Genomic DNA, 26,566 nt, shown 5'->3' on the forward strand with positions numbered 1-26,566 from the left:
GGCGCGCTGGTGCGCCTCGACCCGCCGGCCGGCGGCCCGGATCGTCTCGAACGCCGCGGCTCGGGCGCCTCCCCGCGGATCAGAGTTCCAGCGCGAAACCCGAGGCGCCGAACTCGGCCTTGATGATCTCGTCGAAGGCCGGGAAGGTCGCCCAGTCGTTGTTGGTGTGGATGGCCAGCATGTGCTTGCCGTCGGTGGTGCCCATCGTGAAGGTGCAGGTCCCCATGCTCTGGCCGGTTCCGCCGCGCAGCGTGAGGCCGTTGGACAGGGTCAGCTCGTAGAGCCCCAGGCCGTAGCGGGCGTTGGCCAGCCAGTGCGAGCCCTTCGTGGAGACCGTGGTCCACATGTCCCGGTGCTGGTCCGGCGGCAGCAGGGCGCCGGTGATCATCGCGCGGAAGAACACCATCAGCTCGTCGAGGGACGCCACGGCGTTGGCCGCACCCCACCCGGCGGAGGTGTTGAGCTCGGTGACGTCCAGGGGCGGGAGGTTCGGGTCCTCCAGCATGGAGGGCCAGTTGTCCGGCCGGACGTCCTCGGGGCGCACGCCTTCCTTGAGGAACACCTTCGAGTAGGCCCGGGGGTGGCGGCCCCGGTACCCGGTTTCCTCGCGGTGCCGCATGAACGTGTTCTTCAGGCCCAGCGGTCGCACGACGGTGCGGTCCACTTCGGACTCGAAGCTGTTGCCGGTGACCTGCTCGACGATCGCCGCGGCGAAGGCGAACCCGCCGTTGGAGTACCAGAACCTCTCGCCCGGCTGGCCCACCGGGGGCTCGGACTGGGCGAGGTCCAGCACGTCCTCGGGCTGCCAGACGTCGAAGCGGTGCCTGGCGAGCGCGGAGCGGATCATGTAGCGGCGCTGGAACTCCAGGGCCATGCCGGTGGCGAACAGACCGCTGGTGTTGGACAGCAGGTGCCGGATGGTGACCTTGGTGCCGTCGTAGCCGTTGCGGGCCATCACGCCCGGCAGCCACTTGTCCACCGTGTCGTCGATGCCCAACCGGCCTTCGGCCACCAACTGGAGCACGGTGGCGGCGGTGTACGCCTTGGAGATGCTGCCGGTGTGCAACTGCTCCCCGGGCACCCGCCGGGCGCCGGTGACGGTGTCGGCCAGTCCGGCGGAGCCGAACCAGGTCCCGTTGTCGTCCTGGACCTGGACGACGATGCTGGGAGCACCCATCTCCTTCACCGCCCGGTCCATGGCCTCGCGCACCTTCTGGCGTCCCGGGCTCTCGAACTCTGCCATGTCGTTTCCTCTCGGACGGGAACCGCCCGGTCGTCGTGGGCCGCACGATTCCCCGTTGTCGGGTACGGCCCTGACGGTGCGCGTGGGCGATGACAACCGTCTTACATGTCCCTGACAGGCACGGGGGCGCCCAGTAAGGCCGGTTCGCGCAGGGCCTCCAGGCGGGCGAGCGCGTCGGGCCTGGCCAGCCCGGCGCCCGCCTGGTACGCCGCGTCGTAGTCGCGCTGGCCGAGCCGGCGGGTGAGTTCCGCGACCAGCTCCCGCAGCTCCGGGTCGCCGTGGTCGAAGGCGCCGCGCAGGGCCTGGCTCATGCCGAGCGCGGTCGCCGCCCCGGGAAAGTCGGATTCGAGGAACAGCAGTCGGGCCAGGAGCTGCGCGGCCGGGGCGGGGTCACCCTCGCCCTGGGCCGCCGTGATCGCGATCGGCAACAGCGCCCTGGCCGCCGGGGCGTCCCCGGTCGCCAGCCGCAGCCTCATCCGGGCTGGCGCCAGCCAGCACTCCTTCCCCGGGAACGGCAACTGGTCGACCAGCGTCGCCAGCACGTCGAGCACCTGCTCCGCCCGTGCGAAGTCACCGCGGCGACGGTGGATCTCGGCACGCCCCCGCAGCACCTCGACCTCCATGTACCGCAGACCGCGCGCCCGCGTCAGGTGCTCTGCCGCGTCGATGTCGCGTGCGGCGCCGTCCAGGTCACCGGCCCGCATCCGCAGGGTGGCCAGCCCCACCAGGAACGGCACCTCGTCCTGCGAGCCGCACCCGGCGGCCAGCTCGATGCCGCGCCGGAGGTCCGCGACACCGGCTTCGTGGTCGCCCCGGATGGTGTGGACCTCGGCCATGACGGCCAGCGACACCGCCGTCCACGGTTGGTCACCGGTCTCGGCGAACTCGCGGACCGCTCGCTCACGGGCCCGGGTCAGGCCCGCCCAGTCCCCGCGGTGCCCGGCGATCCGGGCCTCCAACAGCGACATGCACGCCCTGGCCCAGGCGTCCGGCCGGCCGCGCACCCGGGCGATCTCGGCCTCGACCAGGTCGTCCAGGCCCATCTGGTGCGCCACGGGAAGCGTCGCCATCAGCACCATCGGATACCGCTCCAGCGCGCCGGTGTCCGAGCAGTCGGCGATCAGGGCACGCACCCGTTCGACGTCGGTGGTCGGAGCGCCATCGCCGATGAGGGCGTGTATCGCGGTGAACGCGGCCCGGGCGTCCGCGGGGAGCGCGTCGCCGAACGTGAGCGTCTCGGCGATGAACGACTCCACGCGGGCGTCGTAGCGCACCACGTACCAGTACCAGTGCAGCAAACCGAGCAGTCGCACCGCCGTGACCGGGTCCCGGCCGTCGAGCGCCGACCGAAGTGCGAACACCAGGTTGTCGTGTTCGGCCGCGATCACCATGAGCGACGTCGGCTGATCACGGGATCGCGTCAACGGCTCGTGCTCGGCGGCCAGCGCGGCGTAGTGTCGCGTGAACCGGTCCCGCACCGCCTCCCGCTCGCCCGCCCGCGACAGTTCGTCGGCCGCGAAGGCGCGAATGGTCTCCAGCATCCGGTAGCCGTCCCCGCTCGGCTCCACAAAGGACTTGTCGACGAGCGAGCCGAGCACGTAGACCACGTCGCCGGGCGCCAGCAGCCGCTCGTCCGCGCAGACCGCCTCGACCGCGTCGACGACCGCGGGAGCGGGGAAGATCGCCAGCCGCCGCGCCAGCACCCGTTCCCGGTCGGTGAGCAGCTCCCAGCTCCACTCGATCACGGCGCGCAGGGTGCGCTGTCGCGGTTGCGCCGCCCGGTTTCCCGCGGACAGCAGCCGGAACCGGTCGTCGAGCCGTCGCGCGATCTGGCCGATGCTCATCGAGCGCAACCGCGCCGCCGCCAGTTCCACGGCGAGCGGCAGGCCGTCCAGGCGGCGCACCACGTCCACAGTGGAATCCACAGTGGACTCGTCGAGCCGGAAACCGGGCTGGACGGCGGTGGCGCGGTCCAGGAACAGCCGGACCGCGGCCGACCCGGCGACGCTGGTCAGGTCCGCGCCCTCGGTCGGGACGTCGAGCGGACCGAGCCGGCACACCGCCTCGCCCATGACCTCCAGCGACTCCCGGCTGGTCGCCAGGACGGTCAGCCGTGGCCGAGCCTCCAGCAGCCGGTGGCTGACCCGTGCCACCTCGGCGACGACGTGCTCGCAGTTGTCCAGGACGAGCACGGCCTCCTCGCCGCCGACCAGCTCGGCCACGCGGTCCAGCGGATCGGCGGTACCACCGCCGGCGGCCTGGCCGGCGCCCGCGCTGAGCGTCCCGAGGATCGCCTCGGCCACCCCCGACGGGCTCTCGACCCCGGCCAACGGGACGAGCCACAGCCGACCACCGCGATGCGCTCGGTGCCGGGACGCCGCCTCCACCGCCAGCCGGGTCTTCCCCACGCCACCGGGACCCACCAGGGTCACCAGCCGGGCGGTGGCCAGCAGCTCGGCCAGCGACTTGAGCTCGTCGGCCCGGCCGACGAACGACGTCAACCACGACGGCAGCCGACCCGGCGCGGCCCCGGTCCGGGTCGCGGGCCGGTCCAGCTCGCCGCGCAGCACCGCCATGTGGGTCTGCCGCAGCTCGGCGGACGGATCGACACCGAGCTCGTCGGCGAGCCGGCTCCTGATGTCCTCGTACACGGCGAACGCCTCCGACTGGCGGCCCGCCGCGCACAGGGCCCGCATCCGCAGCCCCGCCAGGCGTTCCCGCAGCGGGTTGTCGGCGGCCGCCCCCTCAAGATCGGGCAACACCTCGACGTGACGCCCCAGGCGCAGTTCCGCGTCGAAGCGGTCCTCACGGGCCGCCGCCCGCATCTCCTCCAGCCGGACGCCGGCCCTCCCGGCGTACGGTGCCGCGAGCACGTCCGAGAACGCGGGTCCGTGCCACAACGCCAGCGCGTCCGCGAGCGTTGCCGCCGCCCGCTCGGGCTCGCCCGCCGCCAGCTCACGCCTGCCCCGCGCGGCCAGCACCTCGAAGCGGTGCGCGTCGACGTTGTCGGCGGGCAGGGCGAGCCGGTACCCCACGGCCTGCGACTCCACCACCCCGGCCTCCGGCAACGCCCGCCGCAGCCGGTGCACCAACGCGTACAGGGTGTTCGCGGCTCCGGGGGATGGCTCCGCTCCCCAGATGTCCTCGACGAGCGCGTCGGACGACACCACCTTGCCCGCGGACAGCGCGAGCCTGCCCAACAACATGCGCAGCCTGACGCCCCCGACCTCGACCACGCCACCGTCGTCGCCCAAGACCCGCACCGGTCCCAGCACCTCTACCCGCACAGCCGTCACGTTACGCAATCCGCGTGCGGCCGGGTTCACCGAGCGCGACCAGCCAGGACGGCGGGCAGTCCCGCCGGAACTAGTGTCCAAAGTGGACATACCCCGGGGGTCACGCCTCGCCCGATCCAGCTCGCCATCGGTTGCTCCGGAACAGATCCGTCCACACAGGAGGAGGTCGCGGGAGACGCCACCGGGGCGACATACCCCGGAATGCCCGTCCGGTATCAATAAGGGGTGAGCGATGGCATCCGGGTGGCGCTACTGGGCCCAGTACGGGCCTACGCCGCCGCGTCAGCGATCGCCATCCCCGGCGCCCGCGTCCGCCTCCTGCTCGCCCGCCTGGCCCTGACGCACGGCCGCCTGGTCCCCGTCACGGTGCTGATCGACGACCTCTGGGGTGCGGACGCACTCTCCGACGCGACCAACACGTTGCAGGCACTGGTGTCGCGCTTGCGCAAGGCCGTAGGCGCGCAGGCGGTGGAACTGGTCGGCGGCGGCTACCGCCTCGCGGCCGACGTGGACGCACCCCGGTTCGAGGAACTGGTCGCGCAGGGCCGCCGCGAACTGGCCGCCGACCAGCCCGCCGCCGCGATCGTCAGCCTCGACGCCGCGTTGGACCTGTGGACCGGCGAACCCCTGGGCGACCTGCCGGACGTCCCCTTCGTCCGCACCGCCGCCGCCCGCCTCGACGAACTGCGCCTCGGGGCCGTCGAGGACCGGTGCGAAGCGGCACTGCTCCTGGGACGCCACAACGAGGTGCTGGCCAACCCGGAACCAGCGGCCCGTCCCCTGCGCGAGCGGCTGGCCGCCCTCCGGATCCGCGCGCTCTACCAGGCGGGACGGCAGTCCGAGGCCCTGGCCGCCTACGAGGAGGTTCGCCGCGCGCTCGCCGACCAACTCGGCGTCGACCCCGGCGCCGACCTGCGACAGGTCCACCTCGCGATGCTGCGCGGCGAACTCGCCTCCGCTGGCGCCCGCCCGAAGCTCACACCGGGGCGGTTGCCCGCGCAACGCACCAGCTTCGTCGGGCGCGACGCGGAGCTGTCACACCTCGCCGAACAGCTCAGGTCCCACCGACTGGTCACGGTTGTCGGACCCGGTGGCGTGGGGAAGACCCGGCTGGCCATCGAGGCCGCGGCCCACCTCCCGGCCCACGAACAGGGCCGGGTGTGGTTCGTGCCGCTGGCGAGTGCCCTTGCCGAGGGCGCCGGCGAGGGCCCCAACGAGGACGCCGACGCGGTCGCGGGTGCGGTGCTGGGCGTGCTCAGCGCGACCAGGGCTCGACTGACCGACGGCCGCCCGGAGCTGGAGGAGTTGATCGGCCCCGAGCCCGCCGTGCTGGTGCTGGACAACTGCGAGCACGTGGTCGAGGCCGCCGCCCGGTTCACTGACCGCCTGCTGGAACGGCTCCCCCGGCTGACCGTCCTGGCCACGAGCCGGGAGCCGCTGGCGATCACCGGCGAGTCCCTGTGCCGTCTCGATCCGCTGGACCCGGCGACCGACGCGGTGCGGTTGTTCGTCGACCGGGCTCAGGCCGTCCGACCAGCCTTCACGGCGGACGACGCGGTCCTCGACATCTGCCGGCGCCTGGACGGCCTGCCGCTCGCCCTGGAACTCGCCGCCGCCCGGCTGCGCACGATGACCGCCGCCGAGATCGCCCACCGCCTGGACGACCGGTTCCGGCTGCTCGCCTCGGGCAGCCGGGCCGCGCTGCCGCGCCACCGGACGCTGCTCGCGGTGGTCGACTGGAGCTGGGACCTGCTGACCGAGCAGGAGCGGACCCTGGCCACCCGGCTGTCGATCTTCCCCGGCGGAGCCACCACCGTCGCGCTGGAGGCCGTCTGCGCGGACGATCTCCTGCCCGCTCACGACATCGCCTACGTGCTCGGCTCCCTCGTGGACAAGTCACTGGTGCAATGGGATGGCCGGCGACACCGGATGCTGGAGACCATCCGGGCCTACGCGTGCGATCGCCTGAACGACCGGAAGTCCATTGAGGACCGTTTCGCCCGGTATTTCCTGTCCCTGGCCGAGGACCACGAGCCGCGCCTCCGCACCCGAGATCAACTCACCTCGATCGCGTGGTTCGACGCCGAGTACGACAACCTGCTTTCGGCGCTGCGAGGGGCCATCAACGACAGCAACGCGGATCTCGCAGCACGACTGACCATCTCGCTGCTGTGGTACTGGCAGCTGTTGCGCTTCGATGCTCGCGCGGCCGGATTCGTGGCGGACGTGCTCCGCTTCGGCGATGCCCTCCCCGCGCCCGACCGGGCCGTCATGGCCGTGCTGTACCAGAACGACGGCGTGAACGTCGATCCCGAGCGAGCACGTGCGCTCATCGAGGACTGCATCAGCACCGGCGCGCTGGAGCGCCACCCGTTCCTGGTGATCGTGACGGCTCCCACGGCGTACTTCCTCGGCCACCGAGACCTGGCCGAACGCCTGCTCAAGGACGTCGAAGACCACCCCGACCAGGGCGTTGCGGCACTCGCGGCCTGGGTGCGGTCCACGATCCGCGACGACCAGGGCGACTGGCCGGGCGCGGCAGCGGACCGAGCGCGCGCGTTGCGCGGGTTCGAGCAGACCGGCGAACGGCTCGGCCTGTCGTTCGTGCTGGCCGCCGTGGCCCAGGACCACGCCCTGCGCGGGGGCCACGACCAGGCGATCGCCGCCCTGACGCGGTGCGTGGCGCTCGCCGCCGAGATCGGCTCGCCGGAGGAGATCTCGTACCGGGCCCGGCTGGGGAACCAGCGGATGCGCGCGGGCGACCTGGCAGGGGCTCGGCAGGACTTCGACATCGCGCTACGGCAGGCGGTCGAGCACGGCCAGCCGCACCTGCGCGTCGAGGCCCTGGCAGGTCTGGCTGACCTGCGCCGCCGCGAGGGAGAGCCAGAACGCGCGGGCCGGCTGCTCGACCGCCTGGACACGGTCGTTCGCGGCCTGCCCGCCGCCGAGCAGATCGCCGCGGCGGTCAGCGCCCCGGTCCGAATGGCCCTCCGCATCGACACCGGGGACCCGACGGCGAAGGACCTGCTGCCCTACGTGGCGGCCACCGGAGCCACCGTGCGGCACATGGCCGCACCGGCCGCCGAACTGCTCGCCCGGTTGTTGGCCCAGACAGGGGACGCGACGGGGGCGGCGACCGCGCTCGGCATGAGCCAGGTGATCCGCGGTGCGTTCGACCACGGCAACCCGGAACTGCGTGACCTGGTCGCCGACCTCACCACCCAACTCGGCGCGACTGCCTACGCGCAGGCGTACGACCGGGGCGCCGCGATGCCCCGGGCCGAAGCGCTGGCGCGGCTCCACTCCGGCTGACGACCGCCGTCAGCGCGTTCTCAGCGGCCCGTCAGAGCGCTTGGGCAGCGTGTTCCCCATGACCAGTTCCACCAACACCAGGCACGAGCTTGTGCAAAACGCTTTGAACCGGGTCGTGGCCGAGGGAGGCGCGCCCGGCGTCGCCGCCGAGATCCGGGACGGCGACGGCACCTGGTTCGGGTCGGCCGGGGTGTCCGACCGCGAGACCGGGCGCCGCCGCGAACCCGGGGATCAGTTCCACGCCGGCAGCGTCGGCAAGGCGTTCACCGCCGCCGCGGTGCTGACGCTGGAGGCCGAGGGCAGGCTGGGTCTCGACGACACAGTGGACAGTTGGCTGCCCGGCGTGGTTCGCGGCAACGGCAACGACGGCACCCGGATCACGATCAGACAGCTGCTCACGCACACCAGTGGCCTGGGAATCACCGGCCTGAGCCCCGAGATCGTGCGCAAGTACCACACCCGGCAGGGGTTCGCCGAGCACCGCTACGACGTCTGGACCGTCGAGAAGCTGCTGAAGTCGCAAATGGACATTCCGCCCCGGTACGAGCCCGGGGAGGCCTTCGCCTACGCCAACGGGGGCTACCACCTCGCCGGGGCGGTCATCGAGAAGGTGACCGGCCGACGCTACGAGGACGAGATCGACCGGACGGTCATCCAACCACTCGGGCTGACCAACACCTATCCGCGGACCTTCGACGAGCGACGCTTCCGCGGCCCGCACACCAGGGCGTACAGCAGGATGCTCCTGAGGGACGGCGTCGACCCGGACAGCCTCACGCCCGACAACTACGCGTCGTTCCTCGTCGGCCCGGAGGTCGACCCGGTGGACATCACGGACCGGACGTACTTCGGGTGGGCGGCCGGCGGGGTCGTCTCGACCACCGGCGACCTGCTCGGGGTCATCCACGCCCTGATCACCGGCGTCCTGCTGCCTCCGGCGCAGCACCGGACAATGTGGACCACCGTCCCGACCAGGGACTGGATTCCCCACGCCCGCTACGGCACCGGGGTTGCCCAGTGGGAGCTGGCCGACGGCCGCGTGCTCCACGTCGTGTCCGGTGTGGAGGGTGGAACCGCCTGCATGGCCGCAGGCGCCCCGGACGGCGCCCTCACCGTCGCCATCCACCTCAACGCCGACTGGAACTGGTACCTGTCCTGCGACCAGATCATCGAAGCGGCCTTCGGCGCTCCCTTCCGGATGGCGGCGTAACGACGATGAACCTGGAGAACCGGCTCAACGAGCTGATGGCCGAACACCGGGTGCCCGGGGCGGTGCTCGGCGTGTACGCGAACGGGGAGTACCGGGAACACGCCGCGGGCGTGCTCAACACCCGGACCGGCGTCGAGGTCACCACCGACTCGCTGTTCCAGATCGGCTCCATGACCAAGGTCGTGACCGCGACCCTGGCCATGCGACTGGTCGAGGAGGGGGTGCTCAACCTGGACCTCCCCGTCCGCACCTACCTCCCGGACTTCCGCCTCGCGGACGACTCGGCCGCCGCCCGGATCACCACCCGCCACCTCCTGTGCCACACGGCGGGTTTCGAGGGCGACGTGTTCACCGACACCGGCAGGGGCGACGACGCACTCGCCCGCTACGTCGACCTGCTCGGCACAGCACCCCAGATCTTCCAACCGGGAGAGCTGTTCTCGTACAACAACGCCGGGTTCTGCGTGCTGGGCAGGATCATCGAGACCCTCCACGACAAACCCTACGTCCAGTGCCTGCACGATGACCTGATCCAGCCGCTGAACCTCACGCGCACCGCCACGGACGCGGACCAGGCCATCCTGCACCGGGCCGCGGTGGGCCACCTCGGCGATCCACCGCAACCGGCCGGGATCTGGGCCCTGCCGCGTTCCCTGGCCCCCGCGGGCTCAGCCCTGGCGATGAGCGCCCGCGACGTGCTCACGTTCACCCGCGCCCTGCTCACCGGCAGCGTGCTCGACGCCGAGACCGTCCGTACAATGTGGACAGAGCACATGCGACTGTCCCCCGCCACCGGCCATGGCGACGCCTGGTCACTGGGCTGGGAGGTCTTCCACGTCGACGGCCGAACCATCTACGGCCACAACGGCGACACCGTCGGACAATCCGCGTTCCTCAGACTGATCCCCGACCACGACATCGCCGTGGTCCTCCTCACCAACGGCGGCGAGGCCGTCCCGCTCCACCACGAACTCCTCACCCACGTCCTGCGCGACCTCGCCGACATCGACCTCCCCGCACTCCCCACCCCCACTGCCACTACCACCGACCCGAGCCCCTACCTCGGCACCTACGCCAACTCGCTCACGCAGATCACCATCACCCGAGAAGACAACACCATCTGGGCCGAGCAAACCCCCGTCGGCGAGTACGCGGGCTCAGCACCACCCCAACGTCTCCAACTCCTCCCCCACACCAACAACAGCCTGATCACGGCCCACCCCAGTCAGGGAATCCACCACATCTACCACTTCCTCGGCGATCCCCAGGGCCCAGCCCGTTTCCTCCACACCGGCCGCGCCCTACCCCGCATCCCCCTCACCCAGCAATAGGCAACACCTCAGGTACCAAGGCAGGTGGGGCGGCACGTCGCCCCACCTGCCTCACACCCTCGGCGTGTCGTTTCCGCGGGCGGGCAACCCGCTGGCCCGGTCGGCTACCTGGCCACTGCCAGTGGAACGAGCCAGCCTCGCTGGGAAGTCGGTGCGCCGCCGGCCACCACGCAACGCGTCAGATCCTCTCCCTCACGCGGACACGCCACTCATCCGGGTCGGCGACGACGCAACCGTCGTCCATGTCGGGGCGGGTGGCGAGTTGGGCCAGGAACTCCCGGTCGAGCAGCTCCTCGGTGCGCTTCTGTTGCGGGGTCCGGAAGTCCGCCCTGGGAAGCTGGTGGTGGGGCAGCCGTTTGCCGACGCTGCCGAGGCAGTTGCGGCACGCCAGCAGTGGACGTGGCGAGGTGAGATAGGCCAGCAGCCGCCCGGCCATGTCCGGGCGGTCCTCCAGACGCAGCCCGTCGGCCCACGGGTCGTTCGGGCGACCGATGACCCTGGGCAGGAAGACCGACTGCGGGCAGCGGAAGAAGTGGCCCTCGTAGACGGTGTGACAGCGCCAGACGTGCGCGATCTGGCAGGTCGTGAAGATCTCCCCGACCAGCCGGGAGTCCTCGGTCCCCCGCTCCGAGTAGGAGTGGCGGAAGTGGGAGTAGTAGGCCACCGTCAGTGCGACGCCGTGCCGCTCGGCACGGCGTCGGATGTGGGCGAGGTCGTCGTCGGACAGCTCGCGACCCGGGTAGACGGAGACCTGGATCTCGTCGATGAGCGACCAGAAGTCCGCGCCCATCCTGGGAAGCAGCACCCCGTTGGTGGACACCAGGATCCGGGGCGCGAGCCCGCTGGCACGGATGATCTCCAGGATCGGCAGCAGCCTCCGGTGCAGCAGCGGCTCCCCGCCGAGCACCTTGACGAACCGCGCGCGCAGGAAACGACTCAGCAGAGCGAGATCCGCGCGCACCACGTCGGGGTCGACGACCGAGCGCCGGAAGACGGGCGAGAGGTGGCTGCAGGAGGCGCAGCCGAGATTGCAGTGGCGCACCACGTTCAGCTCGCAGCCTTCCGGGGTCACCACTCTACCGTCGACCAGCTCGTAGCTCATCGTCTCACCCGCCAACGCCAGGAGAAGGTCGAGTCGAACGAACAGAGAAGTGGTGGGAGCAGCCGTCGAGGCAGTATCGCAGCGTCGGCTTGCCGGTGCAGGCCACAGCGCGTCGCACACACGACCGCTGCTCCAGGCCCCGGTTTCAGTCCCTCAGCGCGCGGGCGTGGAAGGTGTGGACGAAGTAGGGTGCCCGCACGGGTCCGCGATGCGTCCGGCGCGGACGAGGGCAGCTCTTCCTGACCTGGCACGTTCCCTGTCGGTTGGCGAGAAGGAGCACCTGAAGGTGTCCCCAGCACGTCCGGAGCAGAGGAAGAACACCGCGAAGATCGTTGTTTCCACCCACGACGGAGTGGACGGCTTCACATCGGCGTACGAGCAGTTCGCACCGCGTCCCCGGCTTCACGAGTCAGCGGCCTGGCTGCGGTACTGCGATCGCCGTTCTCGCGGTCGCATGCTCTACGTGGTGGCACGGGATGACGCGGGTGTGCTCCTGGGTGTCACGGCATTGCGCCGGACAGCGCAGGAGTCGTTGGCTGAGGCCAACTACGACGTGTCCACACTGATACGCCCGCCAGCAGTGCCGAAGGCGTGCTTCTACCCGCAGCTCTTCTCCGCCGTTTCGGGCACGCACTGCCTGCTCCGCACGGCCGACCACCTGTCGGAGACGGCGGCACGTCAGGTCCGCGCCGCCATCGTGGGAACAGCACGGAACTTGGCCGCGGAGGACAACGCGGTGCTCACGTTCGCGTACCTCACCGACGCTCGGCTCGCCGGCGAGCTGACCGAGAAGCTGGACTTCGACGAACACGGCGTGGTCGGCGCGAACACAGTCCTGGAGGCCGAGTGGGTGGACTTCGACGGCTACGTCGCGTTTCTCCCACGCGGCCGACGCAGCCACATCCGCAAGGAGCGTCGGGAGTACCTGGCCAGCGGCCTGCGAACGTCCGTCCACGAAACCACCCGAGCGCTTGACGAGCAGACGGCCCTGCTGGAGATGGGCCTGGCGCGCAAGTACAACGCGCCGAACTCCGTCGACGCGGTGTTGGCGGATTACGCGGACCTGGCGAGCACCGTCGACGAGCACGTACTGGTGTTCTTGGCGAAAGCCGGTGACAGGCCCGTCGGCCTGTGCGTCTGCTTGCGTGACGGGGAGACCCTGCACATCCGCAACCTGGGTTTCGACTACCCTCTGACCCGGGGCACCCACGCCTACTTCAACCTCATGTTCTACGACCCCCTCATCTGGGGAGCCCGACACGGGATACGCCGCTACTGCTTCGGCACGGGCGCATATCTCGGGAAATCGCGTCGCGGTTGTCTGCTGGAACCGTTGTACGCCGGCGTGCGTTGGCCCGCTTCCCTGGGCGCCGCTTGTGCGGGAGCACTGGTCGGACGCGACCGGGACGTGTGCGTGGACCTCGGACTGAACCAGCGACGTGGCTCGACCTGACCTCCGTCGGCCGAGCGGCTCCACGTCGGGGCGCCTCCCCGGTCAGACGGGTGTCCTCTCCCCGTCGGTGAGCGCCCCTCTCGTGGTGACGTCGCGCAGTCCCTCTTTCGTGCCGGGCCGTGGATGTGGCGCTTGGGCATCATGGGTCGGGGAAGGAGGCCGTCGATGGCTGTGCTGAGCGGGCCGCGCCGGGGTATCGCGAGCGGAATCCTGGGGGTGGTGGTGTTCGTGGGCGCTGCGTGCGCGACCGCCCAGGGCGACTCGTCGCAGACCCCCTCCACGCAGGTCGAATCCTCTGTGGACCGCACCGACGTTCTCCTTCGAGCGATCCAGGGTGGCAGGGCCCGCAACGTGATCCTGTTCATCGGCGACGGGATGGGCGACTCCGAGATCACCATCGCCCGCAACTACGCCAAGGGCGCCGCCGGCCGGCTGGCCATGGACGCCCTGCCGCTCACCGGCGCCTACACCACCTACGCCGTGACACGAGGCGACCCCAGCAAGCCGGACTACGTCACTGATTCATCGGCGTCGGCGACGGCCTGGGCAACTGGGAAGAAGACCTACAACGGGGCGATCGGTGTCGATGCTCACGGGCAGCCACTTCCGACGATCCTGGAGCTGGCCAAGCGCAACGGTTTCCGCACCGGTGACGTGACCACCGCCGAGGTGCAGGACTCCACGCCCGCCGCATTGGGCGCTCACGTGGTTGAGAGAGCTTGCAAGGGGCCGGACGAGACCAGCGCGAAGTGCGCCGTCAACGCCAAGGAGAACGGCGGCGCCGGCTCCATCGCCGAGCAACTCGTCCAGACCCGCCCCGACGTCCTGCTCGGCGGCGGCGCCAAGTACTTCCGCCAGACCGTCAAGGCCGGCCCCTTCGCCGGGAAGACCGTCCTGGACCAGGCCAAGGCCGCCGACTACCAGGTCGTCACCGACGCCAACAGCCTGCGCGACGCCCACGCCGACAAGCCGGTGCTGGGCCTGTTCACCGACGGCAACATGGACCTGCAGTGGACCGGGCCGGGCGCGAAGGTCGGTGGCACCGCCCCCACCACCTGCCAACCCAACACCGCCCTGCCCGCCAGCCAGCCGAAGCTGGCGGACATGACCCGCAGGGCACTCGACCTCCTCGAACACAACGACAAGGGTTTCTTCCTCCAGGTCGAGGGCGCCAGCATCGACAAGCAGGACCACGCCGCCAACCCCTGCGGCCAGATCGGCGAGACCATCGGGTTCGACGACGCCGTCGCGGCCGGCATGACCTATGCCAAGAACCACCCCGACACGCTGGTCATCGTGACCGCCGACCACGGCCACACCAGCCAGATCATCCCCAACGACGCCAAGAGCCCCGGCCAGACCGCCACCCTGGTCACCCACGACGGCGCCCCGATGACCATCAACTACGCCACCAACCCCGCCGGCCAGTCCCAGGAGCACACCGGCACCCAGGTCCGCATCGCCGGCTACGGCCCACAGGCCGCCAACGTGGTCGGCGTCACCGACCAGACGGATCTCTTCCACACCCTGTGCCGAGCACTCGGGATCCAGTGACCAAACCCGCTTCCCCTGGATCTTCCAGTACTTCGGGCGGCTGCCGAGGGGTGACCGATGCCAGTGCTCTCCGTGATCACCGCGGTGGCGCCGGGAATGCACGAGCACTTGCCTGAAACCTACGAGTCGCTGCGGACCCAGGAGCTGCCGGCAGGCTGGGAGTGGGAGTGGCTCGTGCAGTGCGACAGCATGGATGAGGATCACCGCGCCCAGATCCGCGCTGTGCTTCCCGGAGACGAACCTCGTCTGTCGTACCGAGCCTCCCGGACCGGTGGCCCCGGCGTCGCACGAACCATGACCTTGGCGCGGGCGAGGGGCGAGCTGGCGAAGACGCTCAACGCCGACGACCGTCTCGCGCAGGGTTCACTCATGCGCGACATCCACGGGCTGAGCCAACCTGACGTGCACTGGGCAGCCAGCCGCGTCATCGAGTTCTGGCCTGGTGGCGGGCAGCGGCCCCACTCCGCGCGGACGCCGCCCGCCGGTCGTGTCACCTCCGGCGAACTCCTCTCCAGCTACTGGTCCCCCACGGACACGGGACTCCTCGTCCATCCAGCGACGCTGTGCGTACGGATGCGGACGCTCCTCGCCCTCGGGGGGTGGATGGCCCTGCCGGCGTCCGAGGACACCGCTCTGATGTTGGCGCTCGACGCGGTCTCCGACGGCTGGTACAGCGAGGAAGTCGGGCTGCTGTACCGGTGCTGGGACAGGCAGATGACGGCTCAACCCGCACACTTCGAACCAGAGGAGAGGAACGCGCGCCGCCGGATCATCGCCATCCGGGCGGAGGCTCTCCGGTCCTTCAAGGACTCGTTCCGAATACGCGGCGCGCAGCGCTCCTGATGCGACGAGGCGACCTCGTCGGCTCACCTGTTCACGCGCTTTCCGGGGCGGATCGACGACGGCCGCTCCGTCCTCGGCAGGGCCACCGGGGCCAGGCGAGCGACCTGGCCTCACGTCACGTCCCACACCTCACAGTCCTCGGACGGCCTCCACCTCTCGTACCAGGGCCCGAGCTTCCGCGTCCCACCACGGCGGGACATCGCGGAGGGAGACCGGTCTGAACAGCACCGGACCGTGGGTGACGTCGATCCGGCCGTTGTTGAGCGCGACGTAGGTGAGCAGCCGTTCCGCCTCGGTCCGCACTGCCGGGTCGAACTCGACCCAGCGAGTGCCGAAGTTCTCGATCCGCCGTCTGAGGTCCGACTCGACTCCTGCCCGCCACTTGAAGTGGTGGACCGGCACCACTGTCCCGGAGGGCGGCCGGCGTCCAGGCGCACGGTGGTTCCCCGGGGAGAGTCCGACCGAGGAGTGCGCGAGCACGATCTTGCGGGCCTCACCTCGGGTCACGAGATGGGTGAGCAGCCCACCCAGGGGATAGCTGCGGTCCAGACCCACGTCCGCCCGCCACGCCGGAAGACTCCCGTCAGCCGCCACGCGATCGAGGAGCAGCCCGCCCAGCACGCCCTGGCCGCCGGCCTCCGCGGCGCGGAGGGAGGCGCCGATCCCGTCGACGTGCTGCTGGAACTCGTCGGAGTCAGCGATCACGTGCCACCCGTCGCCGGCGCGGGCGCGGAGCTGGTCGCGGAGGTCGCCGTGAACGCACTCGTGCCAGGGGCCGGTCACGGTCAGTTCCGGGGCGCACCCGGTCGTCTCGCGCATGGCGGTAGCCAGCTCGTCCTGCGCGGCCTTGTCCACGTCCACACGATGCAAAGCGACGGCGAACCGCTCTATCCCCGCCTCCTGGTAGTGGCGGCACCACGCCGTCAGCAGCTCGGGCTCGACCGGACCGATGACCCCGACCAGCGTGACCGTACTCATCGCAGCCCTCGCTCCTCCCGCACCTGGCCCTCACTCCTGGCGAGGTGAACGAGATTCTCCAGAAGAAGCGAAGAAGGAAAGTCGCCCAGCGCGGCCTCCGCGTTGGCCCTCCCTCTCTCCCGGTGCTCCTGGGAGACGTCGGCGGTGATCGCGACCGAGGCCTGTGTGTACAGGTTGTTGACAACCGTGGCCACGAACAGGGAACAGGAGGAGATGTCGCGGACCCGGCCCGGTCCACCCGCCTCCCGGTAGGCGCTCATCGTGTCGGCCACGGCGACCTCGTCCACGGTGTCGCCGTGGGCGTGCCACGTCAGGAGCACGAAGGCCAGTTCCTGTTCGGCCGAGCCGGGTCCGGAGTTCTCCCAGTCCACCAGGTGGAACGTGCCGGAGGGGCCCGCGAGGACGTTGTCCGGCGAGAAGTCCAGATGACAGGTGATGAGTTCGTCACGTGGGATCGGACGGACCAGCGTCGAGATCTCGTCGATCGCGGGAAGGAGATTCTCCAGTCGTCGCCCCCAGGGCACATGGTGCCACCTGACCCTTCGCAGCAGATCCCGCCACTCCTCCGGGGAGGGAACCTTCTCGTACCACCGGTCCGGTTCCCCTCGCGCAGGAAATCGCAGAGCGTGCAGACGACCAAGAGTGCGGCCGACCCACCGAGCGACAGTTCCGCGTGTTGACCGGACCACTTCACCGTCGACCCAACTGTGCACACGCACCAGCGCACCACTCAGGGCCACCGGCAGACGACACAGGTACTCCCCGTTCCCCGCGAGAACACTTTCTGGGCAGCCCACTCCGACATCGCGAACCGCGCGCGTGAACGCCGCTTCCCGCCACGCCGCCTCCTCGTCGATCTCCTCCCAGAAGGACTCCTTCACCGCGAATCGATCGGACCCGTTGCTCAGTTTCCAGATCTGACCCGTGAGTCCGTACGCCACGGGAGACAGACGCGCGTCACCAACGGGGAGCGAGTAGTACTCCGACAGATAGCGAGCAGCGCTCCCCAGGTCCAACAGGGTGCCGAGGCCGGCGTGGTGACGAACCATCCCACCTCCCGACAACGGAAACGTCCTCACTCCCTGTACAACCACTCAGACTGCCCCCACCTTCTCCGTCGTACCCGGCTGTCCCCACCAGATGGGCCAGGTACTGCACACCAGCGAGTGACAGGACCGGGTGGGGCGCGGCACAACCCTCGGTAGTGGCCCCGCGCGGGACGGGTCGTGAGATCAGCTCCAGCGGATTCCCGAATCCGCTGTTACGGTTCCGACATGGAATACGGATCTATTCCTGGAGTCCGTCGTCCTCTCTCCCGGATCGTGCTCGGGACTTCCGGTATGCGCTCGTACGAGCAGGCCGCTCCTCTTCTCGACGCCTTCGTCCTGGAAGGCGGAACAGCTCTGGACGTCGCCGCCGCCTACGGCGACGGAACCTGCGAATCCGTGGTCGGCCGGTGGTTGCGTGAGCGCGGGCCCGGCGACTCGGTCGTTCTTGTCGGGAAAGGCGCACATCCTCCCCGTTGTTCTCCGGAGCACGTTGCGCGGGACGTGTCCGCTTCGCTCGACAGGCTCGGTGTCGACTGCATCGACCTCTACCTGCTGCACCGCGACGACGAACAGGTTCCGGCCGGCGAGTGGGTGGACGCGCTCGAAGCCGAGGCGCGGACGGGCCGGATTCACGCCTACGGGGCATCGAACTGGATGACGTCTCGGGTACGAGAGGCCGACGCCTGTGCCATGGCCACCGGGGCCCAGGGCTTCGTCGCCCTGAGCAACCACTTCTCGCTGGCCCGGATGACAAGCCCCCTGTACCCGGGATGTGTGGGCGTCGACGAGGCGGATCTGGAGTGGCTCGTCGAACGCCGCCTCGCCCTGTTGCCCTGGTCCAGCCAGGCGCGCGGGTTCTTCTCGGACGTACGCCCCGAACTGCTCGACCCGAAGATGTGGCGTTGCTGGGACGACGAGGACAACAGGGAGCGCCGACGGCGTGCGGAGGTGGTGGCCGCGGTGCTGGGTGTGCGGGCCATCAACGTCGCGTTGGCCTTCGTCCTCGCCCAGCCGGTGCCGACGTTTCCCCTGATCGGTCCCCAGGACGAGGCCCAACTCGCCATCGCTCTCGACGCGCTGGACGTCCGACTCGACCAAGGGCTGCTGCGTTGGCTGGTGGCGGGAGGACCGCTCCCCGCGTCACTGGACCCGGTGGCCAGGGACACGGTCATGGGCTGAGCCGGTGTTGTGGTCGGCTGTCGCGGCCCCGCCGCCACAGTCCGATGGGGACACGGTTCCGCCGGTCTCATGTCGCGGGCGCGGCGTCGCGGGCGTCCTGTCGCTCTGGGGCCGCATCCGGTGCGTTGGGGCTTGCTGTGCGGTAGTCCGGGCAGGACATGCCGCCGAGGCGGTAGCGCAGTGACGCGCGTCGTGTGCAACCAACAGGAACCCTGAGGGCGATCAGTTGTTCGAGGAGAACATCGTCCTCGCCGTAACGTTCAGCGAGCTCCTCCGGTGTTCTGGGCCGGTGGAACCTCACCACCCTGAGCAGGTCGCGCTCCAGCAGCCACTCGCCCATGTCCACCATCGCGGTGGCCGACGGATGGCCGTCCGCCAGGACCCGGTCCCGGACCACGGGGCTGTCCGGTGACATGACGCCCTGTCGAACGAACTCGGTGAACCGCTCCCGCGAGCCCGCTCCCGGCGGGAGCCAGGGGAAGCGGCGGACGAGGACCGGCTTGCCGTCACCGTCGACGAGTTGACGCCAGGAGTGCACGGCCGGGAAGCCTCTCGTCGCCTCCGCCAAAAGAGTGGCCAGGTGATCGGCCTCCCACTCGTTGTCGTCGTCGAGGAAGGCGACGTAGTCCCCGTCGACGACGGTCGCGGCGATCTCGCGGAGAACCGCGACGCGCTCGAACGGGTGGGCTGGAAGCCCGGTGGCAGCCACCTCGACGACCTGGACGGGCAGCGCGGTCCCAGACGCCGCGGCGGCTGCGCGCCCGCCGACGCCGTCGACCACCAGGGTCACCTTGACCATGGCCGCCACCTGCTGCTGAGCCACACTCGTCAGTGCTCTGCGCAGGTACTGCTGCCTGTTGCCGTTGGTCACGACCACGACCTCAATGGTCGGCGGGGCGTCGCCCCGGCCCCACCGTCGCCCAGCGACCGCTGGCCGGAGCGCTGGGGATGGAGCCAGCTCCCGCAACGCCTCGGCGAGGTCGTGAACCTGCCACTCCGGTGCCAGGAAGGCATGGTGGGGCACGACCACACTCCGGTCATGCCACCACTGCGACAGAGGGAAGTCGTCGTGCTGCCAGGCGGCCGAGGGCGCGAACTGGGCGATGGTCGACGGGCGGTACAGGGGGCCCAGAGGGACGGGCGGGTAGACGGTGTCGAGGACGAGACCTGTTCGGCGGTGGACGTGTTCGACCACCGACGCGGGGTGTCCCACGCCCTCGGGCACCCGCAGCACCAGGCCGTAGAACGCCCCTGACGTGGTCGCCGCCTCGTCGCAGACGCACTCCCACCGGGAGCCACGCAACGCCGCTCGAAACGCCCGTGCCCCACGGCTTCTCGTCTCGGCCTGTGCGGGGAACCGGGCCAGTTGGTCGAGGAGGAGCGCCGAGCTGAGCTCCGGCGGGGCGTGGTTCGCACCGTGCAGGAGCAGGGCGGGCTCGAGTTCGTTCGGGGCCGTCTCGGCGACCTTCGCGGCACGACGCCTCGAGTCCATCACCAGCGACTCCAGGCGGGCCGCCATCTCGTCGCTGTCGGTGAGGACGGCGCCGCCCTCACCGCACGTCAGCAACTTGGTGGCCTGCAGGCTCAGAACACTCAGATCTCCTAGGGTCGCGGTGCGCCGCCCGGACGCGGTCAGCGCGAAGTGGCTGTGCGAGGCGTCCTCGATGACGGGGACACCGGGGAAGGCCTCCCTGACCGCGGCGATGTCGCAGTGCTGCGCGTAGAGGTGGATGCCGAGCACCGCCGACGGGGTGTCGGTGGTGCTGGTCGGCCCGCAGGGAGAGCCTTCCGTCGCGTCGAAGAAGGCGGGGCGGGCTCCCACGCGGAGCACCGCGGTCGCGCACGCCACCCAGGTTGTCGCGGGCATGAGGACGACGTCGCCGGGGCCGATGCCCAGGGCGTGCAGGGCCACGACGATGGCGGTCGAGCCGTTGGTCGTGAGCACCGCGTGGCGCCGTCCCAGCGCGGTGGCCAGAGCGGTCGCCGCCGCCTGTCCCCGGCCGGGCCAGGTGCTCTTCGCCCCGCTGACCGCCAACCGCCCGCTCAACAGCGTCGCCGCCAGGTGTTGGAGGGTGCGGTGGTCGGTGTCCGGCCAGCGCGGCCAACGACCGGTTCCGTGCGGTGGGGTCTTCACCGAGGTGCCTCCGTCGAGTGCTGGGTTGGTGACGATGGCGGGGCCCCGGTTCTTGGGCGGCACGCGTCGCGGCCAGCCCCCGGTTCGGCACCCGCGTCGAGGTTGAGGACCGGAAGCACGCGATTGCCCGGAGTTGCCTTCGGTGTCGTGGCATGGGACTGCTCGGTGAGGGGGCAGGTGGTGGTCAGGTTCACCACGTGCCTGCGGTACGGCGGGTAGGTGTGTTCGTCGAAGTCGACGTAGCGGTTGCGGTAACACCAGTTGCATTCGGCGAACCGCTCGCTCAGCCCCTGCTCCCACAGCACGTGCTCGGCCCGCAGCTTCTGGTACGCCGCACCGTTCCAGACCTCCTCGAAGCTGGTGGTGTTCAGGTCGCCGAGGAGGTACCGCTGGCCCGGAGCGCCGATGAGGTGGTCGCAGAACCCGACCTGGCCGCGGTAGTTGATGTAGCAGTACATCCACGGGTGAGTGCACCGTTTCGCGGAGTGCTGGGGCAGCGCCCACGTCTCGTCCAGCGCGGCGTTGATCCGGACCGTGACACCGCGGTCCGCGGCCACCTTCTCCGCCTCCCGCAACGCGCACGCGAGCTCGTCGCGGTGCCGCGACAGGTGGTCGGGAGAGCTCTCCTCCACGCTGAGCGGGTTGAGCGCGACCCTGGTCAGCCCGAGATCGGCGGCGATCCCCACGATCGCGGGGAGCTCGGGAACCGCCGAGGGCTGGACCACGACGTTGAGCTGGATTCCTCCGGTGCCGGCGCCGACGCGTCGGGCCTCGTCGACCAGAACCGCGAGGTTGTCCAGGATGACCGGGAGCTTGCTGCCCCGCCGAAGACGCGCGAAGGTGGTCGCTGTCGCGGCGTCGAAGGAGACCGCGATCAGTGCGCGGTGACGGACGAGGGAGCGCCACAGGGATTCGTTGGGCACGGTCAGGTTCGTCACGATTCTGATCCGGGCCCCGGAGGCGGCGGTGCGTTCGACGAGGTCGGGGAACCGGCGGAGGACGGTGCTCTCCCCCCACCCGCGCAGGTCGACGATCGCGGTGGTGGGGAACAGCTCCCGCGCGACCCGGGTGAAGAGCTCCTCACTCATGTTTTTGGACCGGTCGAACGGCCCCGCGGACCGGCACATGGGGCATGAGAGGTTGCAGTTCTCCGTCAACTCCAGGAACAGGACCTGGGGCCGGCTCGCCAACACGAGGGCGCCTCGCTCGAACTCGCGGACGTTGCGCTCCTGGTTCGCGATCCTCAACGCGGTGCCGGCGGAAGCCACGGCATCCCCCTGCGTCTCGGACATGTTCGCCTCCTCCCAGGAACCCGGCCGGCACGAGGCGGGTGGGGTCACACGCCTTGAGCGAGGAGCGGGACGACCTCCCGCACGCGGCAGACCAAGCGGGAACCGCGGGGTGCCCGAAGCTCTGGGAGCGGCCCGTTCCAGCTCGTTCCTATCAGCAGGCGCAGGTCACCGTGGTGTGAGATCAGGTGATGTGCTTTGCCAGGACGGGATTCGGTGCGCGCCGCGCGGCCTTCGCGTGGGGCGGCTCAGTCAACGGCATCGCGGATCTCGCCTCCTGTGTGGTGGAGACACCGGACACCTCCGTGGACCAGAACCCGGAAGCCGCGCCGGCGCATCTCGGCGCACAGCAGGCCGTCCCACCCTCTTCTCCCCTTTCCGTCGTCGTTCCACCGAAAGTTCACCGGTACCTGGGAGAGCACGCTGTTCGTCCACATCGTGCACGCCCCACCGACGCATGCCGCATCGCTCGGTTCGTCGGACAGTTCCGCCCAGGTGATGGACTCGCCCCATCTGCCGTCGATGCCGTCGACGCCCCGACCCGCGGAGACGTAGCGGTCCGCGACGCGGTCCCACGCCGCCGCGACCACACCCACGGGGCCGCCCCGCGTGCCGGTGATCGTCTGGCCGAGTCGGCGGACCGCGGACAGCGGTGGGTCGATGTCGTCCTCCAGGGTGAGCACGAGGTCCTCGCGAACCCGGGGCAGAAGCGAGGTGTAGAGCCGGGCGACCTGGAGGTTGCGCCCTCTCGCCATGTGGTCGTCGTCCGGCCGGGGCTGGTACGTGGTCGTGTTCACGGACACGTCCACGTGCGTCAAACCCCGGGTTTCCGCGATGCGCGAGCAGGCGTCGTGAATCCTCGTCGTGAAGTCCCGGCGACCGCTGTTGTCCACCACGTAGAGCGAGGTCTTCCTGGGCAGATCGGCGTTCGACAGGAACCGCTCCCACCGGGGAAACGTCGCCTCCCGACCGGCGTGCAGCGACACGACGGCGAGGGATCGGGCCTGCCACCGGTCATGCGCGAGGACGGCCTCTGAGCCGTCGACTGTCTGCCCCGCCTCCGGGGGAGGGACGGCGCTGTGGCCGGCGGGGGCGTCGAGCCGAAGCGCGTGCCATCCCGCTTCGGTGATGTCGAGCAGAAGTGCGTGGTCCAGCAACCGATCGCACCGATCCGACCATCCACCCACGAGCTCGACCGCGCTTCGTCGCCAGGTGGATCGGCGAGGTTCGTGGTCGCCGATCCGGAGTCGCCAGTAGTCCTGCCCGGCCCGCGGTGGGGAGGAATCGTGTCGCGGGGCGTTGTCCTCCTGGTACACGACGCCGGTCTCGTTCCCGGATCGACCGATGGCGGACAGCGTGGCCGCCACCGCCTCGGCTGGGAGGAGTTGGTCGGCGTTGGTGAACATGACCCACGGTGCGCTCGTTCTCGCCATCGCCTGGTTGCGCATCTGCGCCGGATGCGGCCACTCTCCCCACATCACCTGCCACGTGCTGGGCAGGTCGGGGAGAGTTCGGCAACCGTGGGGCACGAGAAGTCGTTCGACGGGCGCCGGTTCCTGTCGGTCCACTGAGGACAACACCGTGGGCGGAAGGTGCCCCTGATCCGGGTCGCAGGTCAGGACCACCGCGACCTCGTGGGTCAACGGCATGACATCGCCACCTCGGGTGAGGTGAGCACCTGTGTCACCGCCGCGACGCAGCGCTCCAGGTCTTCGGCTGTCAGCGCCGGGTGAACCGGGAGGGAGAACGCGGTGGCCGCGCACAGGTCAGCCCGCGGGCAGGTGTTTCGGGTGGGGTTGCCGGCGAAGATGGGCTGGCGGGTGAGCGGGACGGGGTAGCGGCGTTGTGCGGGAACCCCGAGATCCCGCACGGCGGACAGGAAGGTGACGACGTCCAGGTCGGCGGGATCGGTGGTGAGCCTGCAGGTGTACTTCCACGGCGCGGGTTTGCCTCCTGGGCTCGGGGAGGGAGTCCTGATGCCGGGGACGGCGCCCAACGCGCGGTCGAGAAGTGCGGCATTGCGCCTGCGTGCCGCCACGAACTCGGTGAGTTTGCCGACCTGGACGGTGCCGATGGCCGCCTGTGCGGAGGTGAGGCGGTAGTTGAAGCCGACCCGCGCGTGGTGGTAGAGGCCGGTTCCGGTTTTCTGCAACCCGTGGTCCCGCAACGATCGCAGCGTGCCTGCCAGACGCGGGTCGCTGGTGACCACCGCGCCGCCCTCGCCGCCGGTGGTGATCGTCTTGTCCTGCCAGAAGCTGAAACACCCCACGTCGCCGATCGTTCCGACGTGGCGCTCCTGGTGTTCCGCGCCGTGGGCCTGGGCCGCGTCCTCGATCAGCCTGAGGTCGTGCCGCCGGGCCAGAGCGACCAGTTCGGTCATCGCGGCGGGATAACCGTTCAGGTGCACGACCACGAGCGCCCTGGTGCGTTCGGTGATCTTCCTGGCCGCGTCCGCCGGGTCCACGCAGTAGGTGTCGGGCACGACGTCGACGAAGACCGGTGTGGCGCCCACGTAGAGGACGGGGGTCGCCGATCCCACGAATGTGTAGGCCGGCACCAGCACCTCGTCGGCGGGTCCGATCCCCAGCGCGACCAGCGCGAGGTGCAGCGCGCTCGTGCCGTTGTTCACCGCGACGACGTGCGGGGCGGAGATCCGGTCAGCGTAGGCTTCCTCGAACGTGCTGACGTGGTCGCCGGCGTTCTGGGAGAGTTCGTTGCCGAGGATGACCTCCGCCGCGGCCCGTGCCTCGTCCTCGCCGAGTTGCGGCCAACTCGGAAGGTCTCCGCTGCCCAGGATGCTCACGGTTCTCCCCCGCCTCCCACCCTTGTGCGACTGGCGGAAGCCCTGTCGCTCACGTGCAGGGCGCCACCGCGCGCGCCTCCCTCGTCTGTGGCGGTCACGGAGCGACCACCGGGTGGCGTGGGAACCGTGGGCGTCCTGGGGTCGACCCGACGACCGGCGGGACGGCAGCTCGTGGCGTCCGACCTGATCACCTCGCGGACGAGGTCGAGGTACCGGAGAACTCCGGCGTGAACGTGGAACTCGCTGGCCTTCGCCATGAGGGCATCGGCAGCGGGCGGCGCGCTCATCGTCGCCCTGATCGCCTCCGCGAGCGCCGCGGGATCTCTCACCGGGGTGAGCGGACCGAGTCGGCCGTCTTCGAGAAGCTCTCGGTTGCCGCCGGGGCTGTCCGTCGCCACCACTGGCGTGCCGCAGGCCATCGCCTCGACGAGCACGTTGGGGAGCCCCTCGGTCAGCGAGGGCAGCACCACCACCGCGGCTCGGCTCAGGAAGGCGTACGGGTTCATCTCGTAGCCCGGGACCGAGACCCGATGTTCGACACCGAGCGCCGCGGCGGCACGAACGATGCTCTCCCTGCCCTCTCCCCGCCCCAGGATGACGAGCCGGGCGCGTGGCTCCGTCGGAGCCAGCCGGGCGAAGGCCTCGACCAGGGTCTCGAAGTTCTTCTCGACAACGAGCCTCCCCACCCCGAGAACGACCCTCAGCGTGGGGTCGTCCATCCACGAATGCCCGGTCTTCCGCTGCGCGAGCACAGGAAGCTCCGGACCGACGACGGGGTTGTGGACGACACGGACGTCCGTCGTCGGCACCCCCACGAGACTGGCGACGTCCTCGGCGACGGAGCGGCTCACCGCGACGAGCGCGTCCGCCTTCCGGTAGAGGTGCCGCATCTGGGCGACACACCGGTCGTAGCTGTAGTCCCTGCGTTTCGGGTAGAGGGGAAGCACCAGGGAGGGCATGCAGTCCTCGACGCAGACGATCGGGAAACGCCCCTGGATCCGCTCACGTGCCTGGAGTGCGTTGAGGTTGGGATAGGTGATGCGGGATATGACGATGTCCGGTGGTTGTCCCAGCCACAGCCGTCCCAGCGCCCGTACCCGCTGTGCGCGGGACCAGGGTCCGACATGCGGCCCGAGCGCCTGTACCGTGACTCCGGGTGGGATCGCCCGGTTGATCCAGCCGCGTTCCAGGACGATGGAGACGTCGAACCCCTGTCGGGCCATGCCTGACGCGAGATGGACGACCACGGCCTCCGCGCCCCCGTCCCCCAGTCCTTCCGCGTACAGCATGAGGCGTTTCCGGCCACTCATCGTCGTCTCCCTTCGCGGAAGAAGGGCAGCGGGGACCGAGGTTCTCCGTCGTCTTGTAGGACGTGATCGGCAATCCCAACTCTGCCAGCCGAGGTGCGCGGGCGAGGGGTGGCGCACGATGAGAACGACCTCATCGTGCGACCGGCGCGACACATGTGAGTGAAGAAGTGAGCGCCATCCTCGCGGAGTCGGTTGAGGATGAGACGGATCTGGGAGCGACCCTGATGTCGGATGCGGGGCCTGATGCCCAGGTTCGGACATGGAGCTGAGTGGACACGTCTGCCTCCCCGTCCCGGGAGAGCTGGACTTCCAGCACCTCGTGGTTCCCGACCAGCCACGCGGCCACCTGTTTCCTCCCGCGATACCGTCCGCTTCAGCACGAGTCGCCGAGCGTGAGATCGACGTCGTCCTCGCCGTCGGCGAACATGCGATGGCCGCCGACGTACGGATGGAAACACCGGGCATCGCCAGGACATTCTT

The 26,566-nt window shown here is 70.2% G+C and carries 17 protein-coding genes; 7 read left to right on the plus strand and 10 right to left on the minus strand.

Annotated elements, in window-relative coordinates; genetic code table 11:
* Window positions 1-79: 79 nt before the first annotated feature.
* Together BUE43_RS23010 and BUE43_RS23015 are read right to left on the minus strand one after the other, a co-directional pair.
* Entirely contained in the window at window positions 80-1,243 is a 1,164-nt protein-coding gene (locus BUE43_RS23010; RefSeq protein ID WP_073486717.1) for a serine hydrolase domain-containing protein, read from the minus strand.
* A 101-nt stretch (window positions 1,244-1,344) separates the two neighbouring features.
* Window positions 1,345-4,506 (minus strand): AfsR/SARP family transcriptional regulator, encoded by a 3,162-nt coding sequence (locus BUE43_RS23015; RefSeq protein ID WP_234995861.1) that lies wholly within the window; start codon window positions 4,504-4,506, stop codon window positions 1,345-1,347.
* Window positions 4,507-4,764: 258 nt separating this feature from the next.
* On the opposite strand from BUE43_RS23015, the gene BUE43_RS23020 reads away from it, so the two are divergent.
* The 3 genes from BUE43_RS23020 to BUE43_RS23030 are packed head-to-tail and all read left to right on the plus strand — an operon-like array spanning window position 4,765 to window position 10,392.
* On the plus strand, window positions 4,765-7,851 hold the full coding sequence (locus BUE43_RS23020; RefSeq protein ID WP_234995862.1) for an AfsR/SARP family transcriptional regulator: 3,087 nt from the start codon (window positions 4,765-4,767) through the stop codon (window positions 7,849-7,851).
* Window positions 7,852-7,909: 58 nt separating this feature from the next.
* Window positions 7,910-9,061, plus strand: a complete 1,152-nt coding sequence (locus BUE43_RS23025) for a serine hydrolase domain-containing protein (protein WP_073486721.1) — start codon at window positions 7,910-7,912, stop codon at window positions 9,059-9,061.
* Window positions 9,062-9,066: 5 nt separating this feature from the next.
* Window positions 9,067-10,392 (plus strand): serine hydrolase domain-containing protein, encoded by a 1,326-nt coding sequence (locus BUE43_RS23030; RefSeq protein WP_073486723.1) that lies wholly within the window; start codon window positions 9,067-9,069, stop codon window positions 10,390-10,392.
* 178 nt (window positions 10,393-10,570) lie between these two features.
* Here BUE43_RS23030 and BUE43_RS23035 read toward each other — a convergent pair whose 3' ends face one another.
* Window positions 10,571-11,494, minus strand: coding sequence for a radical SAM protein (locus BUE43_RS23035; protein WP_073486725.1), 924 nt, complete (start codon window positions 11,492-11,494; stop codon window positions 10,571-10,573).
* A 286-nt stretch (window positions 11,495-11,780) separates the two neighbouring features.
* On the opposite strand from BUE43_RS23035, the gene BUE43_RS23040 reads away from it, so the two are divergent.
* The 3 genes from BUE43_RS23040 to BUE43_RS23050 all read left to right on the plus strand — a co-directional run bounded on the left by BUE43_RS23040 (window position 11,781) and on the right by BUE43_RS23050 (window position 15,344).
* A complete protein-coding gene (locus tag BUE43_RS23040; protein WP_159447774.1) occupies window positions 11,781-12,947 on the plus strand; it encodes a GNAT family N-acetyltransferase in 1,167 nt (388 codons plus the stop codon).
* A gap of 165 nt (window positions 12,948-13,112) precedes the next feature.
* Window positions 13,113-14,501, plus strand: a complete 1,389-nt coding sequence (phoA, locus tag BUE43_RS23045) for an alkaline phosphatase (RefSeq protein WP_073486730.1) — start codon at window positions 13,113-13,115, stop codon at window positions 14,499-14,501.
* Window positions 14,502-14,558: 57 nt separating this feature from the next.
* Window positions 14,559-15,344, plus strand: a complete 786-nt coding sequence (locus BUE43_RS23050) for a glycosyltransferase family A protein (RefSeq protein WP_073486732.1) — start codon at window positions 14,559-14,561, stop codon at window positions 15,342-15,344.
* 129 nt (window positions 15,345-15,473) lie between these two features.
* On the opposite strand, the gene BUE43_RS23055 is transcribed toward BUE43_RS23050, so the two are convergent.
* Complete coding sequence (locus BUE43_RS23055; RefSeq protein WP_073486734.1) at window positions 15,474-16,322, minus strand: hypothetical protein; 849 nt, start codon at window positions 16,320-16,322, stop codon at window positions 15,474-15,476.
* A complete protein-coding gene (locus BUE43_RS23060; protein WP_073486736.1) occupies window positions 16,319-17,371 on the minus strand; it encodes a phosphotransferase enzyme family protein in 1,053 nt (350 codons plus the stop codon). Before BUE43_RS23060 ends, BUE43_RS23055 begins: the two co-directional genes overlap by 4 nt.
* 225 nt (window positions 17,372-17,596) lie before the next feature.
* On the opposite strand from BUE43_RS23060, the gene BUE43_RS23065 reads away from it, so the two are divergent.
* Window positions 17,597-18,550: an aldo/keto reductase gene (locus tag BUE43_RS23065; protein WP_083960049.1), complete on the plus strand. Its 954-nt coding sequence runs from the start codon at window positions 17,597-17,599 to the stop codon at window positions 18,548-18,550.
* Between the two features lie 67 nt (window positions 18,551-18,617).
* Here the strand turns inward: BUE43_RS23065 and BUE43_RS23070 are convergent, their stop codons facing one another.
* From BUE43_RS23070 to BUE43_RS23090, 5 genes are all read right to left on the minus strand, one after another.
* Window positions 18,618-20,684, minus strand: a complete 2,067-nt coding sequence (locus BUE43_RS23070; RefSeq protein WP_159447776.1) for a DegT/DnrJ/EryC1/StrS family aminotransferase — start codon at window positions 20,682-20,684, stop codon at window positions 18,618-18,620.
* Window positions 20,681-21,976 carry an SPASM domain-containing protein gene (locus BUE43_RS23075; protein WP_073486742.1) on the minus strand — a complete coding sequence of 432 codons (1,296 nt, stop codon included), beginning with the start codon at window positions 21,974-21,976 and terminating at the stop codon, window positions 20,681-20,683. The genes BUE43_RS23070 and BUE43_RS23075 overlap by 4 nt, the downstream gene beginning before the upstream one ends.
* Window positions 21,977-22,221: 245 nt before the next feature.
* Window positions 22,222-23,622: a hypothetical protein gene (locus tag BUE43_RS23080; protein ID WP_073486744.1), complete on the minus strand. Its 1,401-nt coding sequence runs from the start codon at window positions 23,620-23,622 to the stop codon at window positions 22,222-22,224.
* Window positions 23,613-24,776, minus strand: a complete 1,164-nt coding sequence (locus BUE43_RS23085; protein ID WP_159447777.1) for a DegT/DnrJ/EryC1/StrS family aminotransferase — start codon at window positions 24,774-24,776, stop codon at window positions 23,613-23,615. The genes BUE43_RS23080 and BUE43_RS23085 overlap by 10 nt, the downstream gene beginning before the upstream one ends.
* Complete coding sequence (locus BUE43_RS23090) at window positions 24,773-26,086, minus strand: glycosyltransferase (protein WP_159447778.1); 1,314 nt, start codon at window positions 26,084-26,086, stop codon at window positions 24,773-24,775. The genes BUE43_RS23085 and BUE43_RS23090 overlap by 4 nt, the downstream gene beginning before the upstream one ends.
* Window positions 26,087-26,566: the final 480 nt, after the last annotated feature.

The organism is Streptoalloteichus hindustanus, assembly GCF_900129375.1.
Taxonomy (GTDB): domain Bacteria; phylum Actinomycetota; class Actinomycetes; order Mycobacteriales; family Pseudonocardiaceae; genus Streptoalloteichus; species Streptoalloteichus hindustanus.

Bases quoted from the DNA above. Each gene is read 5' to 3' on its own strand.
- BUE43_RS23050 (WP_073486732.1), top strand. From the start codon at position 14,559: ATGCCAGTGCTCTCCGTGATCACCGCGGTGGCGCCGGGAATGCACGAG.
- BUE43_RS23065 (WP_083960049.1), top strand. From the start codon at position 17,597: ATGGAATACGGATCTATTCCTGGAGTCCGTCGTCCTCTCTCCCGGATC.
- BUE43_RS23060 (WP_073486736.1), bottom strand. From the start codon at position 17,371: ATGGTTCGTCACCACGCCGGCCTCGGCACCCTGTTGGACCTGGGGAGC.
- phoA (WP_073486730.1), top strand. From the start codon at position 13,113: ATGGCTGTGCTGAGCGGGCCGCGCCGGGGTATCGCGAGCGGAATCCTG.
- BUE43_RS23025 (WP_073486721.1), top strand. From the start codon at position 7,910: ATGACCAGTTCCACCAACACCAGGCACGAGCTTGTGCAAAACGCTTTG.
- BUE43_RS23090 (WP_159447778.1), bottom strand. From the start codon at position 26,086: ATGAGTGGCCGGAAACGCCTCATGCTGTACGCGGAAGGACTGGGGGAC.
- BUE43_RS23055 (WP_073486734.1), bottom strand. From the start codon at position 16,322: ATGAGTACGGTCACGCTGGTCGGGGTCATCGGTCCGGTCGAGCCCGAG.
- BUE43_RS23030 (WP_073486723.1), top strand. From the start codon at position 9,067: ATGAACCTGGAGAACCGGCTCAACGAGCTGATGGCCGAACACCGGGTG.
- BUE43_RS23080 (WP_073486744.1), bottom strand. From the start codon at position 23,622: ATGCCGTTGACCCACGAGGTCGCGGTGGTCCTGACCTGCGACCCGGAT.
- BUE43_RS23075 (WP_073486742.1), bottom strand. From the start codon at position 21,976: ATGTCCGAGACGCAGGGGGATGCCGTGGCTTCCGCCGGCACCGCGTTG.
- BUE43_RS23010 (WP_073486717.1), bottom strand. From the start codon at position 1,243: ATGGCAGAGTTCGAGAGCCCGGGACGCCAGAAGGTGCGCGAGGCCATG.
- BUE43_RS23035 (WP_073486725.1), bottom strand. From the start codon at position 11,494: ATGAGCTACGAGCTGGTCGACGGTAGAGTGGTGACCCCGGAAGGCTGC.